Origin of the sequence: Sphaerochaeta sp. PS, assembly GCF_032144095.1 — a bacterium.
GTDB lineage: Bacteria > Spirochaetota > Spirochaetia > Sphaerochaetales > Sphaerochaetaceae > Sphaerochaeta.
Window position 1 is genome coordinate 38,395 of the sequence record NZ_JAVSNJ010000009.1, and the last position, 17,762, is coordinate 56,156.

Sequence of the window (17,762 nt, forward strand, 5' to 3'; positions counted from 1 at the left end):
CTCCAATAATAGGATTTCAGGGCCTCTTGTGCAAGTTCTTCAATTTGCATCGGCATTGTCCGGTGCAAAGGGTGGGGCCTGTGCCAGAACCTCCCTGATGACACTGTTTCCGCTCTCCAGAAGACCCGGATCCCTGATAAGGATGGAGTCTGCTTCAGATCGTGCCAGTTCGATGAGGTCGAGGTCTTCGGTGAGGGAGGCATAGTGGAGGCGCAAGAAGCCTGACTGCCTGGTCCCCGTCATCTCGCCAGGGCCTCTGATGAGCAGGTCCTGCTCTGCAATGTAGAACCCATCGTTGGACTCCTTCATCACCCTAAGCCGTTCCTTGGCATCATCGGAAAGCTGGTTGCCGAAGACCAGGAAACAGTAGGAGGGGAGGTTGCTCCTTCCCACACGGCCACGAAGCTGGTGCAAGGCCGAAAGCCCGAACCGGTCCGCATGCTCGATGACCATGCAGGTGGCATTGGGGATGTCTATGCCTACCTCAACGACACTGGTCGATACAAGGTAGGAGAGCTGCCCGCTCTGGTACCGCTTGAGGATGGACATCTTCTCCTCATCCTCAAGCTTGCTGTGGATGAGCTCCGATGGGACCCCCGGGTACTCGGTCTTGAGAAACTCGAACATGTTGGTCACATCCCTGAGGTCGCTCTGGCCACTGTCGTCGATGCGGGGGTAGACGAAGTAGGCCTGATGACCCCGCTCGAACTCAACACCAACAGCCTTGTACATCCTCTGGCGGCTCTGCTCGGTCACCAGGTGGGTAACCACAGGCTTCCTTCCGGCAGGCATGGTACGGATGGTCGAGACGTTGAGGTTTCCGAATACGGTCAAAGAGAGGGTCCGGGGTATCGGGGTTGCTGTCATCAGAAGCAGGTCGGGCACTTCTGCCTTCTCCATGAGGGCCAGCCTCTGCTCTACGCCAAAGCGATGCTGTTCGTCGATGATGACATATTTCAGCCGCTTGAAGGCCACCTCCTTGGAAAAGAGGGCATGGGTACCGACGACGATATCCACTTCTCCATCGGCTATCGCCTTCAGCAGGAGCTTGCGTTCCTTGCTTTTTACCGAGCCGGTGAGGAATGCAAGCCTGACACCCAGCGGTTCAAGCAGCTTTGCCCCTGACTCTGCATGCTGGCGGGCAAGCAGTTCTGTAGGGGCCATGAAAGCGACCTGGGCGTTCTGGCTGAGCGCATGCAAGGCCGTTATCCAGGCAACCAGGGTCTTGCCGCTGCCTACATCACCCTGCAGCAGCCTGTTCATGGGTGTTTCGCTGGCGAGGTCCTTGCGAATCTCATGCAAGGCCCCCATCTGGTCGGGTGTGAGGGAGAAGGGCAGGCTCTCAATGAGGGCGAGCTCGATCTTGGTCGGGATGGCAGGTCCTTGGTGGACAGCCCTCCCTTCGAATCCCTTTCGCCTCCGGGCGACAAGCTGCAGGTAGAACAGTTCGGTGATGGCAAGGGTCCTCCGTGCCTGTTCATGCAGTTCCAGGGATGGGGGAAAGTGCCATATGCGTATGGCCTCGTCGGTTCCCATCAGCGAATACTTCTCCCTCAGTGTGTGGGGAAGCTCCTCCTCAAACCTGTCGACGGAATCGAGGACCTTCTGGATATTGGCCCGTATCAGGCGTTGGGTAAGGGCCCCCCTCAAGGGGTAGATGGGGAGGATCTTGCCAAATGTGGAGGGGAAGGCGCCGTCCTCGGTTGCAGGGTGGAGCTCGAACTGGGAGGATTGCAGCTCTCCCATATGGCGTGATACCTGCCCGTAGAAGTAGTAGATGCTCCCTACCTTGATGCTCTTTTCCAGGAAGTTCCTGCCAAAGCAGAGGAGGGAAAGCCTTCCGTCGCCCTCCCCAGAGACATCCTTCAGCAGGATTTTCAAGGTGCGTTTTTTTGCACTTCGCTGGCCAAAATAGGTGTGGGCTACCACCTGGACAAGGGTGTTTGCCATCTCGCCCTCACCAATGCCTCCCAAGGCCCTGACCTTGCTGCGGTCTTCCCAGGCCCGGGGGGAGGTGAGAAGGAGGTCGGAGTAGGTGAGGATGCCCAGCTCCGTATAGGCCTTTGCCGAGGCAGGGCCTACTCCCCCTAGGGTCTTGATGCTTGTTGGAAGTGCCCTGACATAGTTCATGGTCAGAATGTTAGGCGCGTGAATGCAGTGGCAAGGACCCTGATCAGGGAGGAGGAGGCGAAGTAGACCACCACGAAGAAGATGAGGCTGGTGGTGACCAGCTGCCGGTCGTTGATCGCCCGGTTCCTGTAGAACAGCCTCTGTACCCAGTTGAGCACACCTCCTACGAGCGAGTCGAGCATCTTGATGTATCCTATGGAGTTTGGTCCCCGTTTGTAGCAGAAGAAGAGTCGCACTGCCAACAAGGCTATGATGAACCAGAGTATGGGGCTGAGCAAAAAGGACCAGAGGGTGTTGAGCACCAGGGCGAGGATCATCCCAACGGTAATTCTGCCGTAGGAGCCGAAAAGGCTGAGCACGCTCTGCACCACCGAAAGGATGGCAAGGGCTACCAAGGGTGTGAGGTCGACCCTGCTGCGCTTCAGCGAGGTAATGCCCTTGAACCAGTTGAGGTAGGGGTCAACGACCTTCCCAAGAAAACGCACCAGGGGGTTCTCGCCCATCTGGCCAGGGAGACGTATCCAGGTAAGGACGATCCTCAGCCAGATCAGCATCGAGTAGAGCGAGACAAGCGTCGCCAAGAATGCGGCGATTCCCATGACGGTCTTAGATGAATTGCCAAGGGAGAAGAGTCCCCCGTTATAATAGGTTTCGTCCATTCGGTTCCTCCAAGAGTAAGATACCTAACTTTTCCCCTTTAGTCGAACCAAATGGTTTTGACAGCAGGGTTTTCTTTTGCCTCTGCGACGAAATCATCGCAGAACCGTACGGAGAACTCTCCCCCACAAGCGATGGTGGCATCTCCCTCTTCTTCGCCTTCGCGGATGAGCAGCTCCACCTTGCAGCTTCCCCCCCAGGAGAGGCAGGCATCGCGCAACTGGGTGATGTGCTCTGGTGTGCAGAAGGATTTCTCCAATTCAATATGGCATTTGGTCACTGCCATGGGGGAGAGGTCCTCGGGGTTGGTGAAGATCTGCTCGATGAGGAAGGAGACCTTGTCCCCACCCCGCGAGTTGTCGAAGTTGCCGGTAAAGCCGTAGATGCCGTCGACCTGGAGCACATCCTTGAACTGCTCGAAGGTCTTGGGGAAGAGGGTGGCATCGAAGGATGCATTCAGGTCGGTCAGCTGCAAAAATGCCATTACCGTGCCTTTTTTGGTGGTATAGGCGCGGATGGATGTCACCATGGCAATGATGTTGGTTGCCCTTCCAAAGGGAAGCTGGTCTGTCTTTGCCGTGTTTACGGTTACCCTTTGTTTGATCGCCTGCTTGTATGCATCCATGGGATGGCCTGAGATGTAGAAGCCCAGCAAGGCCTTCTCGGTCTCCAGCTTCTCATGGATCTCCCAATCCTGTTCCTCCTTCATGGTGAAGGTGTCCATCTGGGTCTCGATCTCGTCATCGAAGAGGGATATCTGCCCAAAGGCACGCTCTTCCCGTCGTTTCTGTACGTAGGTCACCGCATCTGCGACATTGGCCAGCAGGGTGGGGCGGTTCACACCCATGGTGTCGAAGGCCCCTGCCTTGATGAGGGACTCAAGCAGCTTGGAGTTGCTTGAGCGTGAATCTATGCGGGAAAGGAAATCAAGGAAGTCCTTGAAGGGACCGTTCTTTTCCCGTTCGGCGACAAAGAGCTCGACAGCCCCTTCGCCCACATTCTTGATGCCGGCAAGGCCATAGACGATCGTGTTGCCAACCACGGAGAAGTGCTTGTCAGAGTAGTTTATCGATGGGGCCATGATCTGCAGGCCCTGCTCCTTGGCAACCTGCAGGTATTCGGCAAACTTGTCGGGGCTTCCCATCTCGTTGGTGAGGTTGGCAGCCCAGAACTCCGCAGGATAGTTTGCCTTGAGGAAGGCTGTCTGGTAGGCAACCACCGAGTAGGCTACCGCGTGGGACTTGTTGAAGCCGTAGCCTGCGAAGGGCTCAAGCATCTCAAATATCTCCACTGCGTGCTTTTCGCTCCGTCCCAAGGCCTTGGCACCTGCCACGAACTTGACCTTTTCCGCTTCCAGTGCAGCCACTTTCTTCTTGCCCATGATACGCCTGAGGATGTCCGCATTGCCCAGCGAATAGCCTGCGATGATCTGGGCTACCTTCATGACCTGTTCCTGGTAGACGATGACCCCATAGGTTGTCTTCAGCTCGTCTTCCAGTTCGGGATTGGCATAGGTGATGGGTTGCTTACCCCGTTTGCATGCGATGAACTGGGGAATATAGGCCATGGGTCCTGGACGGTAGAGCGCGTTGAGGGCGACGAGGTCCTCGATGTCCGAGGGCTGGGCTTCCTTGAGGATGTTCTGCATGCCGGCGCTCTCGAACTGGAAGACTGCGGCACTCTCCCCTTTGGAGAGCATGGCAAAGGTCTTGGGGTCCTGTTCGTCTATGTCGGCTGTACTGAAGGAGGGGTCCTTCTTCTTGATGAGGTCCTCGGTGTGCTTGATGAGGGTAAGGGTCTTCAGCCCGAGGAAGTCCATCTTTACCAGGCCGCACTCCTCGATGAGGTCCATCGTGTACTGGGTGGATATGGCACCGGTCTTGGCATCACGGTAGAGCGGGACATAGTTGACCAGCTCCTCCTTGCCGATGACCACCCCTGCAGCATGGGTGGAGGTATGGCGGTTGAGCCCTTCCAGCCTCCTTGCAACATCGAAGAGCTCGGCGTAGATGCCTCCCCGTTGTTCCAGCTCGACCAGTTCCTTGCTCATCTCGAAGGCCTTCTCCAGGGTCATCTTGGGATCTTCAGGGATGAGTTTGCAGATGTTGTTCGACTCGTCGAAAGGGATGTCCAGCACCCTTGCCACGTCCTTGACGACAGCCTTTGCCTTCAGGGTCCCGAAGGTTGCTATCTGGGCTACCCGTTCGGTACCGTAGTGCTCGGTGACATAGTTGATGACCTCCTGCCTCCGTTCGTAGCAGAAGTCGATGTCAAAGTCAGGCATGCTGACGCGGTCAGGGTTGAGGAACCGTTCGAACAGCAGGTTGTACTTGATCGGGTCAACATCGGTGATGCCCACACTGTAGGCGACCAGCGAGCCTGCGCCGCTTCCCCTTCCAGGCCCTACCGGGATGTCATGGTCCTTTGCCCACTGGATATAGTCCATGACAATGAGGAAGTACCCTTCGAACTTCATGCGGATGATGATGTCCAGCTCATAGTCCAGGCGGCCCTGGAGCGCCTCGGTGATGGCGGGATACCGTTTCAGCATCCCCTGGTTGGAGACATGCCTGAGGTAGTCTGCAGGGCTGGCAAAGTCGGAGGGGACCTTGAAGTCAGGCAGCAGCGGACCTGGAAGATGGATCTCCAGGTTGCACATCGCTGCGATCTTCTGGGTGTTCTCGACCGCTTCTGGACACCAGGAGAAGAGATCCTGCATCTGCTTGGCATCCTTCATGTAGAACTCGCTGTTGGGAAAGCGCATCCGGTCAGGGTCATTCTTCTTGGAGTTGGTGCCGATGCAGAGCAGGAGGTCCTGGGCATTGGCGTCGCTCTGCTCGATGTAGTGGATGTCATTGGTACAGACGAGGGGGAGCCCTGTCTCGGTGCTGAGCTGTTTCAGGATGGGGTTGGTGCGTCTCTGCTCAGGCAGGCCGTGGTCCTGCATCTCAAGGTAGTAGCGCCCGTTGTCAAATATCGAGGCGTGCCAGAGGGCCCGCTCTTTTGCCTCCTCATACTGATTGTGGAGCAACAGCTGCAGAATCTCCCCACCGAGGCAGGCAGAGAGGCAGATAAGCCCTTCGTTGTATTTGACCAGCAGCTCGTCGTCGATCCTGGGCTTGAAGTAGAAACCCTCGGTGTATGCAAGGGAGTTGAGGATCATGAGGTTGTGGTAGCCCACCTCATTCATGGCTAGCAGGATCAGGTGGTACTGGTGGGGCTTCTTGCCCCCGACCATCGCCTTGTCTGTTCGGCTTTCCGGGTTGGTGTAGAACTCACACCCCAGGATCGGGTTGATGCCGGCTTTCTTTGCTGCAAAATAGAATCGCAAGGCACCGAACATGTTCCCATGGTCGGTGATCGCCAGGCTTCTCATGCCAAAGGCTTTTGCCTTCTCCATGTAGCGCTCGATCGGGGCTGCCCCATCGAGCAGGGAGAAGTCAGTATGGTTGTGCAGGTGGGTAAAGGGAGCCTGCGGGATCTCTACGGGTAGTTCTTCCATGAAAATACTCCAAAAGGATTACGTTTGCAGTGTCTGTGAGTTTAGGCCATGAAGAACCGATTCGAACATTCTCCGTCCTCTTTCAAGCTGCAGTTCGGTGATAGTGCCATGTTGCTTCTTTATCTCTGCAACCAGCTCATACGAAATTGTGTTGACCCGCTCGGGGTGTATCGGCAGGGTGAGCGAGGAGAGCTTTGCTTCGATATCCTTGCTCATGTGGAATGCCTTGGTCGGAAAGTTCATGCAGAACTGCACCTTGCTGAGGGAGTTCTGTGTTCGCTTTGCCTGGAACGCAAATATAACACACTTGTCACTGTTGCGGATAGGGTCCTCAACGGTAACGAACTTGTGGTAGTCACCATAGTCCAGCCCTATGCGGATCCTTGTCATAAGGGCTTTGTCCGCACCCAGGGCGAGGTTGCCCCCCTTGTCGTAGAGCCGGGCGATGGGGATCCAGTGGTTGGAGACCTTTCCCCCTTGGTAGAACTTGAATTCCGCCGAGGCATCGAGGATGGCGAGCGTGGTGGAGAGTGAGAGCCTGACATCAGGCACGCACAAGGAGCCTCCGATGGTGATCTGTCGCCTGACAATCTGGGATGCCAGGGTCTCCAGGGTTTCCTGCAGTATCTCGGGGAGGATGAGCTTGCCGGCATAGAGCAGCTGTGAGGCTGTCACCATCGAGCCGATTTCCACGAATCGGTCGTTTCGGGTAATCTTCTTCAGCTCCTCCATCCCACCGAGGTCGATGATGGCATCCTTGGAATCGCTGGGGTAGTAATCCTTCTGGCTCATGATGTAGGTACCCCCTGCCCATATCCTGGCGGTGGGGTAGCGAAGGGCTGTGGTGTTGAACTCGTTGAGGGTCTTGGGGGCATGGATTACCGGTGATCTAATTCCTTCGTACACGTTTTCGCCTCCTGAAGGTAAGGGCTGTCTCGACGATCTGTACGAGTTCAGACATGTGCATGCACTGGCAGGTGTTCAGGGAGAGTTCCTGTATGATGTCCTTTTCGTCCAGGGCCTCATCGGCAGGGGCTGTGCTTTTCGGACGGGGCAGCATGGTGGTGCTCATCCTGTTGGGCCGTGTGCTGGTCAGGTTCTGCAGGATGGATTCGATGATCAGGGTCTTTGAGGCATAGCAGTTCGGGCAGGGGGTATTGCCGTTCCTCTGGTAGGCACGCTCAATGTCCCTGCACAGGCGGGTCTTTTGGTAGCTTTCAAAGGTGGTGATGGTCGCTTCCTTGAGGCGGAATGCCGGTACCACGCAGCTGAGTACAGCCTCGTCGTTGAGCAAGACGATGCAGTTGCCGCACGCTTCCCCCTTGCAGTGGCAGAGCAGCGAGCGGTTGCCGACATCTTCCATGAGGATGAGTGAGAGAGGCTTGTTGGAGTTGACAGAGAGCGAAAGTGCTTTCCCATCGATGGTACACTCTATTTTCATGGTTTCTTCCTCATGACATCAAGTATGATCTGCCCTGTCACCGGGACTTGGGGGATGTGGGAGCCAAGGGCCTGCTGCAGGGCGGAGACGTAGGCTGCCGTCACCGTGCCTTTCAGGGCACTGGTTATGGAGGAGGATATCTGCTCCCCTTCCGTTTTTATCACAATGTCTATGCCAAAGCTCTTGTCGCTTGAGAGTATAGCACCTCCTTCCCTGAGGGTGCTTACAATAGTATGGCGTATCTTGCTTTTCAGGGACTGTTCGTCGAAGAGCAGCCCCGTCGAGATGGTTACCCAGACGTTGCGAACAATCGGCTGGAGGGTCACTGCGTTGATCTCAAGCTCAATGCACAGTGCAACCCAGCTGTTGGAGGCAAAGAGAGATCCCTTTGCCCCACCCATACGGGCGTTGAGCACGCTTTCGCAGATGGGAAGGGGCTGGACAAACCGCTTTTCCTTGATCTGGGCACACGCCCTCTGGATCTGCTGGGGCATCCTTCCGCTGTTTGCCGAAAGCACCGAGGGGCCGCTGTCGAGCAGTTCCTGTTCATCACTGGGAAAGGAGATGTTCCCTTTCTCCACCCCAAGCTCTTCGCAGATGATCTGTTTCCAGATCTCCACGCTCCCCCCGTTGGTGTAGAAGGAGGTGTTGCATTCAACCTTGTTGTTGGGGTTGAGCTGCACCTGTACCGACTGCTGGGGAAGGCCCTTGCACTCTGAGCTGAAGCCGCTGATGCCTGCACCGCACGCCATGGCAGTTCCTCTGCTGTAGTTGAAGAAGGTGGAGAGCTTGACCTTCATCTGGGCCTGCATCTCATAGGCGGCGCTTTTTCGCTGGAAGTCCGATCGGTTGCAGACATCGGTGATGATGTCCTTCAGCTTCGCCATCTTGTCGAACCTGATCACCTGGATCTGGGAGGTGCTTTCAGTCGCAAACTTCAGCCTCCACGCATAGGAGGTGTAGCCGGTGAGCCTTGCCAGCTCGCTGTAGTGGCTTTCGGAGGAGGCGAGGGCATCGCAATAGCCCAGGTCCCCAAAGAAGTGTGCAGGGGGGGTGTTGCTTGTCATGAAGGTTATGGAGATGGCGAGGGCCTCAAGGGGATAGATGGGAACCAGGCCGGCAATGAGCTGGTTGGACATCTCTTCGGTAAACAAGGGGGCGCTACCCTGGTCGACCGTAACCGAGATGGATTCGGCCTGGGCCCTCCCGTCCTGATAGTACCAGCTCTTGCGCTGTATGACGATCTTCGGGCGGTGGCTCTCGATCTTGCACTGCAGCTCAACCGGACACTGACCCTTGATGCAGGCAACTGAGGCTATGGCGGCCAAGGCCGTGGGGCCTATGAGCATCTCGTCATGGGGGGCATAGAAGGGAAGGCGGTGGATGATGATCCGCTTTTTGGGGATGGTGGTGACGTCGCTGACCGTCTCCCTTACATGGGAGGGCCATTGGGTGGGTAGGTAGATGTGCAGCTTATCGTCCTCGAAGCCCACACTGACCCGGCTGATGTTGTTGTTGGTGTATCCGGAGCCCGAGAAACGGTAGGTGCGCTCCATCGTCTTGAGCTGTACATCGGCCGTTGCTGTTTCCAGGTTCCCATAGCGGTAGGTGAAGGGAGCAGAGATGATCTGCTCCGACTTGGAGGATATGGTTGGCAGCAGTTCTGTTGAAGATGAGAGCTGGTAGGAGATGTCTATTTCCTTGCTTTTGAGCTCTACCGATTCGCTGTCAAAGCCGAAGAGGGCGAGGATGGGTTGATGGAGGTAGGAGACCTGCGATGATGTCAGCAGGGCTGTTGCGTTGTCCAGTACTCTGATGCGGTTGGTCCCGGGGATATCCCTGGCTGCAACCAGCACATAGTTGTTGTCCAGGGTCGGGAGCTTGATCTCCTCGATCTTGCCGGCCTCGATCGAGGAGGTGATGATGATTCCGTGAAGCAGGTTTGCTTTGTTGATGGTCCCTCTCTTGTCTATCATGATCCGGCTTTCCTCTCTCGGTAAGAAAGATACCATGTTGACTCATTATCTGCAATGAGAGAAAGCTCATCCTCTGCTTGCAAAACAGTGGTGAGGGAGGGTACCATACCTGCATGAACACCCATGAAGAAACGGTTCGTCTGGAGGTACAGGCTCTCTCCGATACGCTGAGGGCCTACCAGAAGGCCTATTATGTCGAGAACAGACCACTGGTGAAGGATGTCGAATACGACCGACTGTTCGACCGGTTGCAAAGCCTGGAGGAGGCATACCCAAGCCTCCGGTTCCCTGACTCGCCCACCCTCAGGGTAGGGAGTGACCTCACCAGTGAATTCCCTGAAGTGGAGCACACCATCCCGGTCCTCAGCCTGGACAAGGCATACAGCAGTGAGGCCCTCTCCTCCTGGATGGCAAGGACTGAGGCAAAGTGTGGCCAAGATCTCTCCTTTGTCGTGGAAGAGAAGATCGATGGGGTCTCCATTGTCCTCTATTACGAGAAGGGCCTGCTGGTGAGGGCCGTTACCCGGGGCAATGGGGCGGTGGGCAATGATGTGACGGCAAACATACGGACCATCGCCAGCATACCCCTGAGGCTCCCTGAAGAGGTGACCGTCGCTGTCCGTGGCGAGGTATTCCTCCCCAAGGCTGAGTTTCTTGAGCTGAACAAGGGCATGGAGGTCCCCTACGCCAATCCCAGGAACCTGGCTGCCGGGACCATCAGGAGGATAAAGAGCAGCGAGGTTGCCAAGGTTCCCTTGAGGATCTTCGTCTATGAGGGTTTCTGGCAGGACCAGTCTCTGTTTGCTGACCACCTCGCCATCCTGGCCGAACTCGCCTCCTATGGCTTCTCGCTCAACCCTACCATTGCCCTTGTCTGTAAGGAAAAAGAGGAGGCAGAGGCAAGACTGGAGAAGGTTTCCCTGCAAGGCTCGGCCCTCAGTTTCGCTGATGTGGACGACTATGTAAGGATGCATACCGCCGAAAGGGCCTCCCTTGCCTATGAGATCGATGGCCTGGTCATCAAGGTAGACGAGCTTTCTGTACGGGAAAGCCTGGGGTACACCGAACACCATCCGCGCTGGGCCCTCGCCTACAAGTTCGAATCCCCACAGGCCCTGACCGTAGTGGAGAATATTGAGGTGCAGGTTGGGCGCACCGGAAGGATAACCCCGGTTGCGAGGGTTGTGCCCGTCTTGGTCGGCGGCTCCACCGTCTCGAACATCACCTTGCACAACCAGACCTACATCGACATGCTCGAGCTTGCGATAGGCGACAGTGTCGAGATTTCCAAGCGGGGTGATGTTATCCCGGCCGTTGAGCGTGTCATCGAAAAGAATGAGATGGGTAATGGGGTATGGCACCTTCCGGATGTCTGTCCCAGTTGCTCTTCTGCCCTGGTAGCCAGAGGGGGGCACACCTTCTGTCCAAACGTCTCCTGTCCCGACCAGATACGCTCCCGCCTGGAGTTCTTCGTAGGGAAGGCCCAGATGGATATCGATGCACTGGGGCCCGAGACGATCGGGGTCCTCATAGGGTTGGGCCTGCTCAAGGATGTGGATGACCTCTACACGATCGACTACGAGAAGGCCCTCTGCGACCAGGTTGGGTTTGGCGAGAAGAAGATTGCGGCCATCAAGATGGGGGTGGAGAAGAGCAAGGCCCAGCCGTTCAGGCGGGTCATCACCTCCCTTGGCATTGCAGAGATAGGCAAGAAGGCTGCAGACCTTCTGGTCAGCTCCGGCATACAATCCATGGAGGAGTTGCTGGCCATCGCAGACAGGGACGATGTAGAGAGGCTGACCTCCATCAAGCAGATTGGGCCCAAGATCGCCCGTCTGCTTATCGATGGCCTCAACGACCCTGCTATGCGCCGCCGCATCGCTGCCTTGTGTGAGGCTGGCTTGCAGTGTGAAGAAAAGGAGCCGCCATCCAAGGCTGAAGAGCAGAGCTTTGCAGGCCAGGTGTGGTGCGTAACCGGATCGTTCGAACAGTTCAACCCACGCACCCTTGCCTTGGATGAGATCGAAAGACGGGGTGGGCGGACCACAAGCTCGGTAACCGGCAAGACGACCCATCTGCTTGCAGGCAGTGGCGCGGGTAGCAAGCTGGCCCAGGCCACCAAGCTAGGTGTTGAGATAGTCGACGAGCAACGGTTCCTCTCCATGCTCAAAGAAGAAAAAACTGCACAAAAGAGCGGACAAATGCAGGGGGAATTCTCTTTTTAGTGACATTTACCGCAAAACACTATATATAGAAAGAACACGAATGGAGGAGTCTAGATGCACGAACTTGCCAATGAACTGAACATGACACTGAAAGGGACCATCGTTGACGAACTGTTTTCTGCTGTAGGCAAGAGAATGTTCTTTCCCAAGGGTATCGTTGCCCAGAGTGCTGAAGCCGGACAGAAGGCAACTCGCTTCAATGCAACCATCGGGATGGCTACCACAAAAGGCCAACCCATGCATCTGAGCGACATCTACAACCAGTTTGCCGGCAACGGCCTTACCCCTTCAGAGATCTTCTCCTACGCTCCTGGTGGTGGGGACCAGCAGCTGCGTTCTTTGTGGAAGGAGGAACTCTACAGGAAGAATCCCTCCCTCGTTGGCAAGGAGATTTCCCTGCCGATCGTCACCGGTGGGCTGACCCACGGCCTGAGCCTTCTTGGCCAGCTGTTTTTCCAGGAGGGCGATACCTTGGTGGTGCCCGACCTGGCCTGGGACAACTATGAGTTGATCTTCGCCCATCAGCTGAACGCCACCATCGAGACCTTTCCCCTCTACAATAAGGAGGGCGGCTTCAATGTGCAGGGCATGAAGGAGGCGCTTCAGGCTGTTCCTTCAGGGAAGGCTCGGGTGCTGTTGAACTTCCCCAACAACCCCACAGGGTTTACCCCCAGCAAACCGGAGATGAAGGCCATTGCAGAGGCTCTCATAGCCCTTGCCCAGGATGGGATGAAACTGATGGTAATTTCCGATGATGCATATTTTGGCCTCTTCTTTGAGGAAGAGACCGAAAAGGAGAGCCTGTTCTCCCTGCTCTGTGACGCACACCAGAATATCCTTGCGGTCAAGGCCGACGGGGCTACCAAGGAAGAGATGGTCTGGGGTTTCCGCATCGGCTTTGTGACCTATGCCTCCAAGGGCCTTACCAGTGCCCACTACGATGCACTGAACAAGAAGACGTTGGGCATCATCCGCAGCACGGTCTCCAGTTGCGACCGCCCGGGCCAGAGCCTGGTGCTCAAGGCCATGCGCGAGGGCAAGCACTACCGCGAGGACAAGGCCAAGGCCTTTGACGAGATGGAGAGAAGGTACCGCGCGATGGTCAAGGCCCTGAAGAAGTACGAGGGCAGTCCCTTGCTCAAGCCCTATCCCTTCAACAGTGGCTATTTCATGGCCTTCAGGTGCAAAGGCAGCTCGGAGACCTTGCGCAAGCATCTTCTGGATGCCTACCAGATCGGCTGCATCAATATCCAGAACACCACCCTCAGGCTTGCCTATTGTTCGGTGGAATGTGATAAGATAGAGGAACTGGTGGAACTGGTCTACCAGGCGGCAGGAGAAGCATGGAACTAAAAACGAAGCTCTATCTGGTCGATGAGGAAGGCAACAAGTTCATGGGTATCGGGGTGCTCTGGCTTTTGCAGCAGATCCAGACCCACAAGTCGTTGCGCCAGGGGGCCTCTGTGCTTGGCATCTCCTATTCCAAGGCCTTTTCCATGATCCGCAATCTTGAGAAAAGCCTGGGTGTTGCGGTTCTTGACCGGAGAAAGGGTGGGGCTGCTCGGGACGGAGCGACCCTCACACCCTTTGCCGAGCGCTTCATTGCATTGTATGAGTCGTTCGAGCAGGATGCCAAGCTCTCGCTGAACCAGCCCTATGAGAGGTTCAGGGGGGAGCTTTCCCACCTGTTTGAGGATGAAGATCACGGAGGAACAGAGTGAACTCGAAGAAGATTGATTTTTCCATTCCCAATTTGGGTGAGGCCAAGATTTTCTCACCCATAATGATGAGCTCCACACGTAATGACGGACAGGCCGATTATGTGTCGGATGATGACCACATCCTGTACAGCATCGATACCGACATCGATGAAAAGGGTCATCCGGTTCCTCGCCACGATGAGACTGTAGAGCTTGCAGGCCCTCGGGAGAAAATCTACTACAATCCGGCCCATACCCATGCGGCCATCATCACCTGTGGCGGGATTTGTCCGGGTATGAACAATGTCATACGCGCGGTTGTGCGCTGTTTCTGGTACCGCTATGGGGTACGCCGTATCAGCGGTGTGCAGTTTGGCTACCAGGGGCTTCTGGAAAACAGCCCCTGGCCGCTCATCCCCCTCGATCCGGATATCGTCGATGAGATCCAGGAGAAGGGTGGCACCATTCTGGGCTCTGCCCGTGGTGGCGGAAAGAAGGTCGAGGAGATCGTGGATACCCTTGAGAAGCTGAACATCAACATCCTGGTGACCATCGGCGGTGACGGGACCCTCCGGGGTGCCTTGGAGATCAGCGAGGAGATCAAGAGAAGGGGCCTGAAGATTTCGATCATCGGGATCCCCAAGACCATCGACAATGACCTCTCCTTTATCCAGAGCTCCTTTGGTATGGATACTGCAGTGCAACTGGCAGTGCCTGTCGTACGCTCTGCACACGTGGAAGCGAAGAACTCCATCAATGGCATCGGCCTGGTGAAGGTCATGGGACGCAATTCTGGCTTCATCGCCGCCAATACCTCCCTTGCCCAGAGCGATGTGAACTTCTGCCTCATCCCGGAGAACCCGTTCGACCTCGATGGCCCTCAGGGTTTCCTTGCCAACCTCCGTAGGAGGATGCTGGAAAGGGGCCATGCTGTGGTGCTTGTCTCTGAGGGTGCTGGGCAGGACCTGGCCCCATCCACCGGGGAGACCGATGCCTCGGGAAATGTCAGGTTCCATGACATCGGCGTCTTCCTCAAGGAGAAGATCCTTGCCTACTTCGAGAAGGAGGGGATCGAGTGCAATGTAAAGTATATCGATCCTTCCTACATCATCCGTAGTGCCCCTGCAGACTCCTTTGATTCCATCTACTGTGCCCGACTGGGGGCCCATGCGGTGCATGCAGCCATGGCCGGGAAGACCCAGCTCATCATAGGCTTGATGAACAACAGGTTTGTCCATCTTCCTATCGGGGTGGCCATTGGTGCCCGAAACTATGTGGACCTAGAAGGGGCCCTGTGGAGGGATGTGCTTGAGAATACACGCCAGCCCTTCAGCATGAAGAATCCTAAGGAAGCATAGGGTCAGGTTTCAAGAATCAGAATTCAGAATTCAGGATAGGGAGGTTGCAAGGCAGCCTCCCTTTCTCGTTCGCGTGCCTGACAGCAAGGAGTGTGAAGGAGAACAATGGGGTAATTCTCATTTTGCTGCCTGTTTCGGTTTGACAGCCTACGCATCCTCTTCCTATAGTTGAGCTAGCGAGGAATGAACACATGAAAAAACTGCTGGTATTGCTTGTGGTGCTCCTGGTCTCCCTATCCTTTGGGTTCGCCCAGGCAAATACGGAGAAGCACCCTGATGAGATGATTCGCATCGGCCTGATCTGCGAAAGCACGGTCGATGACGGGCTTTGGTGCGAAAGCATGTACAAGGCTCTTCTTCGTGTGCAGCAAAGACGGGGGGATATCATTGTCGGACTGAGCGAAAAGGAGAATCCAGTTGCAGCGGGGACCGCGATCATGCAGTTCATCGCCCAAGGCTATGACATCATCATTGCCCACGGTGCCCAGTATGCCAGCATAGTAAAGGATTTGGCTCCAACCTACCCCTCTGTCATCTTCGCCTATGGCACCGGAGAGGATACCTCCATGGAGAATGTCTTCTCCTACACCCCAAGGAGCGAGCAGACCGGATACCTCAATGGGATCGCTGCAGGGCTCAGCACCAAAAGCAACGTCATCGGTCTCATAGGGTCTGTCGATGGTGGTGATGCCGCCCGCTATGACCGAGGCTTCATCCTTGGTGTACAGTCGGTCAACCCGAAGGCTGAGATCAAGGTGGTCCATACCGGTACCTATACTGACTATATCCGCTCTTCCCAGATGGCCCATCTCTATGTAAGGACAACGGGCGCAGACATCCTCAGCGGTTCTTCCCAGCAATCCAAGGGTGCTCTTCGTGCGGTTGAGGACTACCCAGGTGAGGATATCTTCTGGCTTGGGGTAGACCCCACCAGCCCCAAGGTCCTTGCTGCCCAGGCGTATAACTGGGTTCCCATGCTTGATTCCCTTCTGGAATACCGTAGCCGTGGAATCCATGGAGGCATCAATCTCCAATTGGACTTTGCCAACGGTGGCTTCTCCTACACCATAGTGACTGAAGATGTGCAGATACGGGATGCACTTTCCCAGGCAAAGGATAGGTTGACCAAGGAGACGCTCTCGATCGATTGGAAGAGTGTCAAACTGTAAAACCCCTTTGCTTGAATGATTTGGCCAAAGTTGCAAGAATTTTGTGAAACGAGAGCTATACACTATTTAACTAGTGACAATGTAACTAAAAGCAGGAAAAAGTTTTTGCAAAAAAGCGCATTTAGCTCTTGATTCTTTTTCCCGATGTTTGTAGTGTTCTATCCAGAAAGAGAACGACATGCTTCTGCGTCCGTTGGACCTGACAGCACAGTAATCGGATTTTTTCTAACCTCCTTTTGTTCCCTCTAGGGTTTAACCTCCTTTTCCCTAGGGGGTTTTTTTGTCTATAGGCCAATTGATGTGAATTGGGGATGATTAATTGGGCTATGGAAGAAACTAGTGGGATTGTGGATATGGGAAGAGCCTTTGCTGGCTTCCATAAGCTCAAATTGTTGGGTGTTTGCAAAAGATCCCCCCTGATCTCTTGTCTCCGACCCTCTTACACTGAAAGGCTGCTGGATTTCTGCTCTGTCGGCTCCCTGTCCTACAGAGATGTATCTGTGTGCTGTTGTTCCCTAACAATTAAATATCTTCAATTCCAATAATACAATAGGCTTCTCCTACTGTCCTTAATCCGTGATTCCTGGATGGGGTCAGGAAATAATTATGAAAAGTATTTGTTGACAAATCAAATAAGTGGACGTTTAATTGTAGATATAAATTGTTCAACAATTTTGTAGAATTTAATTAGCAGGAGGTACTATATGAATATTTGGGAAGGCGCATGGGACCTGCATGTGCATACTGCACCGGACGTAATTGGGCGAAAAGTGACTGATCATCAACTGATGCAGAGGCTCATTGCCTGTGGTATGAAGGGTTATGCCATAAAATCACATATTTCAAGCACAACTGGACGAGCAAAGCTCATGAATGAGATTCATCCAGGAGCAACCGCTATTGGAACCATTACACTCAATAATGCAGTTGGCGGGATCAACCCTTTTGCCGTTGAGCTTGCTGTTATGGATGGTGCCAAACTTGTCTGGCTTCCGACCATCGATTCCAAAAATGAGAGTGATCACATCATGGCCAATGCTGCTAACGCATCAGACAGGACCAAGATGCCATTCTTTGCCAAATTCAGGGTTGAACTTGCTGAGAAGGGAAAACTCCAACCACCAATCTATACACTTGAAAATGGAAAGCTCACAAAGAACATGCTTGAAGTGCTGGACATCGTCGTTGAGCACAATATTGCGCTTGCCTCTGGACATGTCAGCCAACTCGAAACCTTTGCCATAGCTGAAGAGTGCCATAGAAGGGGATATAAGAAGTTCATCGTGACACACCCCAATTTCCCTTCCACCACTTTCACTAAGGAAGAGCAGAAGGAACTTGTGAAAAAAGGTGCGATCATGGAACAGTGCTTTACTACTCCCTACACCGGAAAGATTACTTGGGAGAGGGCGTTTGATGAAATTCGCTATGTCGGCACTGAAAACTGTATGATCTCCACTGACCTGGGACAACCTGCATATGTCTATCCTGACGAAGGTATCAAGATCTATTGCGAAAAGTTGTTGGAGAATGGTTTTACTGAAGAACAGGTGCGTACGATGGTCTGTGTCAATCCAGAATTCATTGTAAACGGTTAATGAGGA

At 54.7% G+C, this 17,762-nt stretch carries 12 protein-coding genes; 6 read left to right on the top strand and 6 right to left on the bottom strand.

Translation table 11 applies throughout. The features are described 5' to 3' along the window. Window positions 1–39: 39 nt before the first annotated feature. The 6 genes from recG to ROJ03_RS08905 are packed head-to-tail and all read right to left on the bottom strand — an operon-like array spanning window position 40 to window position 9,706. Complete coding sequence (recG, locus tag ROJ03_RS08880; protein WP_313726676.1) at window positions 40–2,130, bottom strand: ATP-dependent DNA helicase RecG; 2,091 nt, start codon at window positions 2,128–2,130, stop codon at window positions 40–42. A 2-nt stretch (window positions 2,131–2,132) separates the two neighbouring features. Further along, complete coding sequence (locus ROJ03_RS08885) at window positions 2,133–2,789, bottom strand: YggT family protein (protein ID WP_313726677.1); 657 nt, start codon at window positions 2,787–2,789, stop codon at window positions 2,133–2,135. A gap of 38 nt (window positions 2,790–2,827) precedes the next feature. Next, window positions 2,828–6,289 carry a DNA polymerase III subunit alpha gene (gene dnaE / locus ROJ03_RS08890; protein ID WP_313726678.1) on the bottom strand — a complete coding sequence of 1,154 codons (3,462 nt, stop codon included), beginning with the start codon at window positions 6,287–6,289 and terminating at the stop codon, window positions 2,828–2,830. Between the two features lie 18 nt (window positions 6,290–6,307). Next, window positions 6,308–7,195 (bottom strand): FAD binding domain-containing protein, encoded by an 888-nt coding sequence (locus ROJ03_RS08895; RefSeq protein ID WP_313726679.1) that lies wholly within the window; start codon window positions 7,193–7,195, stop codon window positions 6,308–6,310. Beyond that, a complete protein-coding gene (locus ROJ03_RS08900; protein WP_313726680.1) occupies window positions 7,179–7,730 on the bottom strand; it encodes a xanthine dehydrogenase subunit XdhC in 552 nt (183 codons plus the stop codon). The genes ROJ03_RS08895 and ROJ03_RS08900 overlap by 17 nt, the downstream gene beginning before the upstream one ends. Beyond that, window positions 7,727–9,706 (bottom strand): molybdopterin cofactor-binding domain-containing protein, encoded by a 1,980-nt coding sequence (locus ROJ03_RS08905; protein ID WP_313726681.1) that lies wholly within the window; start codon window positions 9,704–9,706, stop codon window positions 7,727–7,729. The genes ROJ03_RS08900 and ROJ03_RS08905 overlap by 4 nt, the downstream gene beginning before the upstream one ends. A gap of 113 nt (window positions 9,707–9,819) precedes the next feature. Between ROJ03_RS08905 and ligA the strand changes: the two genes are divergently transcribed. The 6 genes from ligA to ROJ03_RS08935 all read left to right on the top strand — a co-directional run bounded on the left by ligA (window position 9,820) and on the right by ROJ03_RS08935 (window position 17,756). Continuing rightward, on the top strand, window positions 9,820–11,931 hold the full coding sequence (gene ligA / locus ROJ03_RS08910; RefSeq protein ID WP_313726682.1) for an NAD-dependent DNA ligase LigA: 2,112 nt from the start codon (window positions 9,820–9,822) through the stop codon (window positions 11,929–11,931). Window positions 11,932–11,985: 54 nt separating this feature from the next. Beyond that, window positions 11,986–13,284: an aminotransferase class I/II-fold pyridoxal phosphate-dependent enzyme gene (locus ROJ03_RS08915; protein WP_313726683.1), complete on the top strand. Its 1,299-nt coding sequence runs from the start codon at window positions 11,986–11,988 to the stop codon at window positions 13,282–13,284. After that, window positions 13,275–13,652 (top strand): LysR family transcriptional regulator, encoded by a 378-nt coding sequence (locus ROJ03_RS08920; protein WP_313726684.1) that lies wholly within the window; start codon window positions 13,275–13,277, stop codon window positions 13,650–13,652. Before ROJ03_RS08915 ends, ROJ03_RS08920 begins: the two co-directional genes overlap by 10 nt. Then, on the top strand, window positions 13,649–14,989 hold the full coding sequence (locus tag ROJ03_RS08925) for an ATP-dependent 6-phosphofructokinase (RefSeq protein WP_313726685.1): 1,341 nt from the start codon (window positions 13,649–13,651) through the stop codon (window positions 14,987–14,989). Before ROJ03_RS08920 ends, ROJ03_RS08925 begins: the two co-directional genes overlap by 4 nt. A gap of 191 nt (window positions 14,990–15,180) precedes the next feature. Further along, on the top strand, window positions 15,181–16,158 hold the full coding sequence (locus tag ROJ03_RS08930; protein ID WP_313726686.1) for a BMP family ABC transporter substrate-binding protein: 978 nt from the start codon (window positions 15,181–15,183) through the stop codon (window positions 16,156–16,158). A gap of 704 nt (window positions 16,159–16,862) precedes the next feature. Next, window positions 16,863–17,756, top strand: coding sequence for a DUF6282 family protein (locus ROJ03_RS08935; protein ID WP_313726687.1), 894 nt, complete (start codon window positions 16,863–16,865; stop codon window positions 17,754–17,756). Window positions 17,757–17,762: the final 6 nt, after the last annotated feature.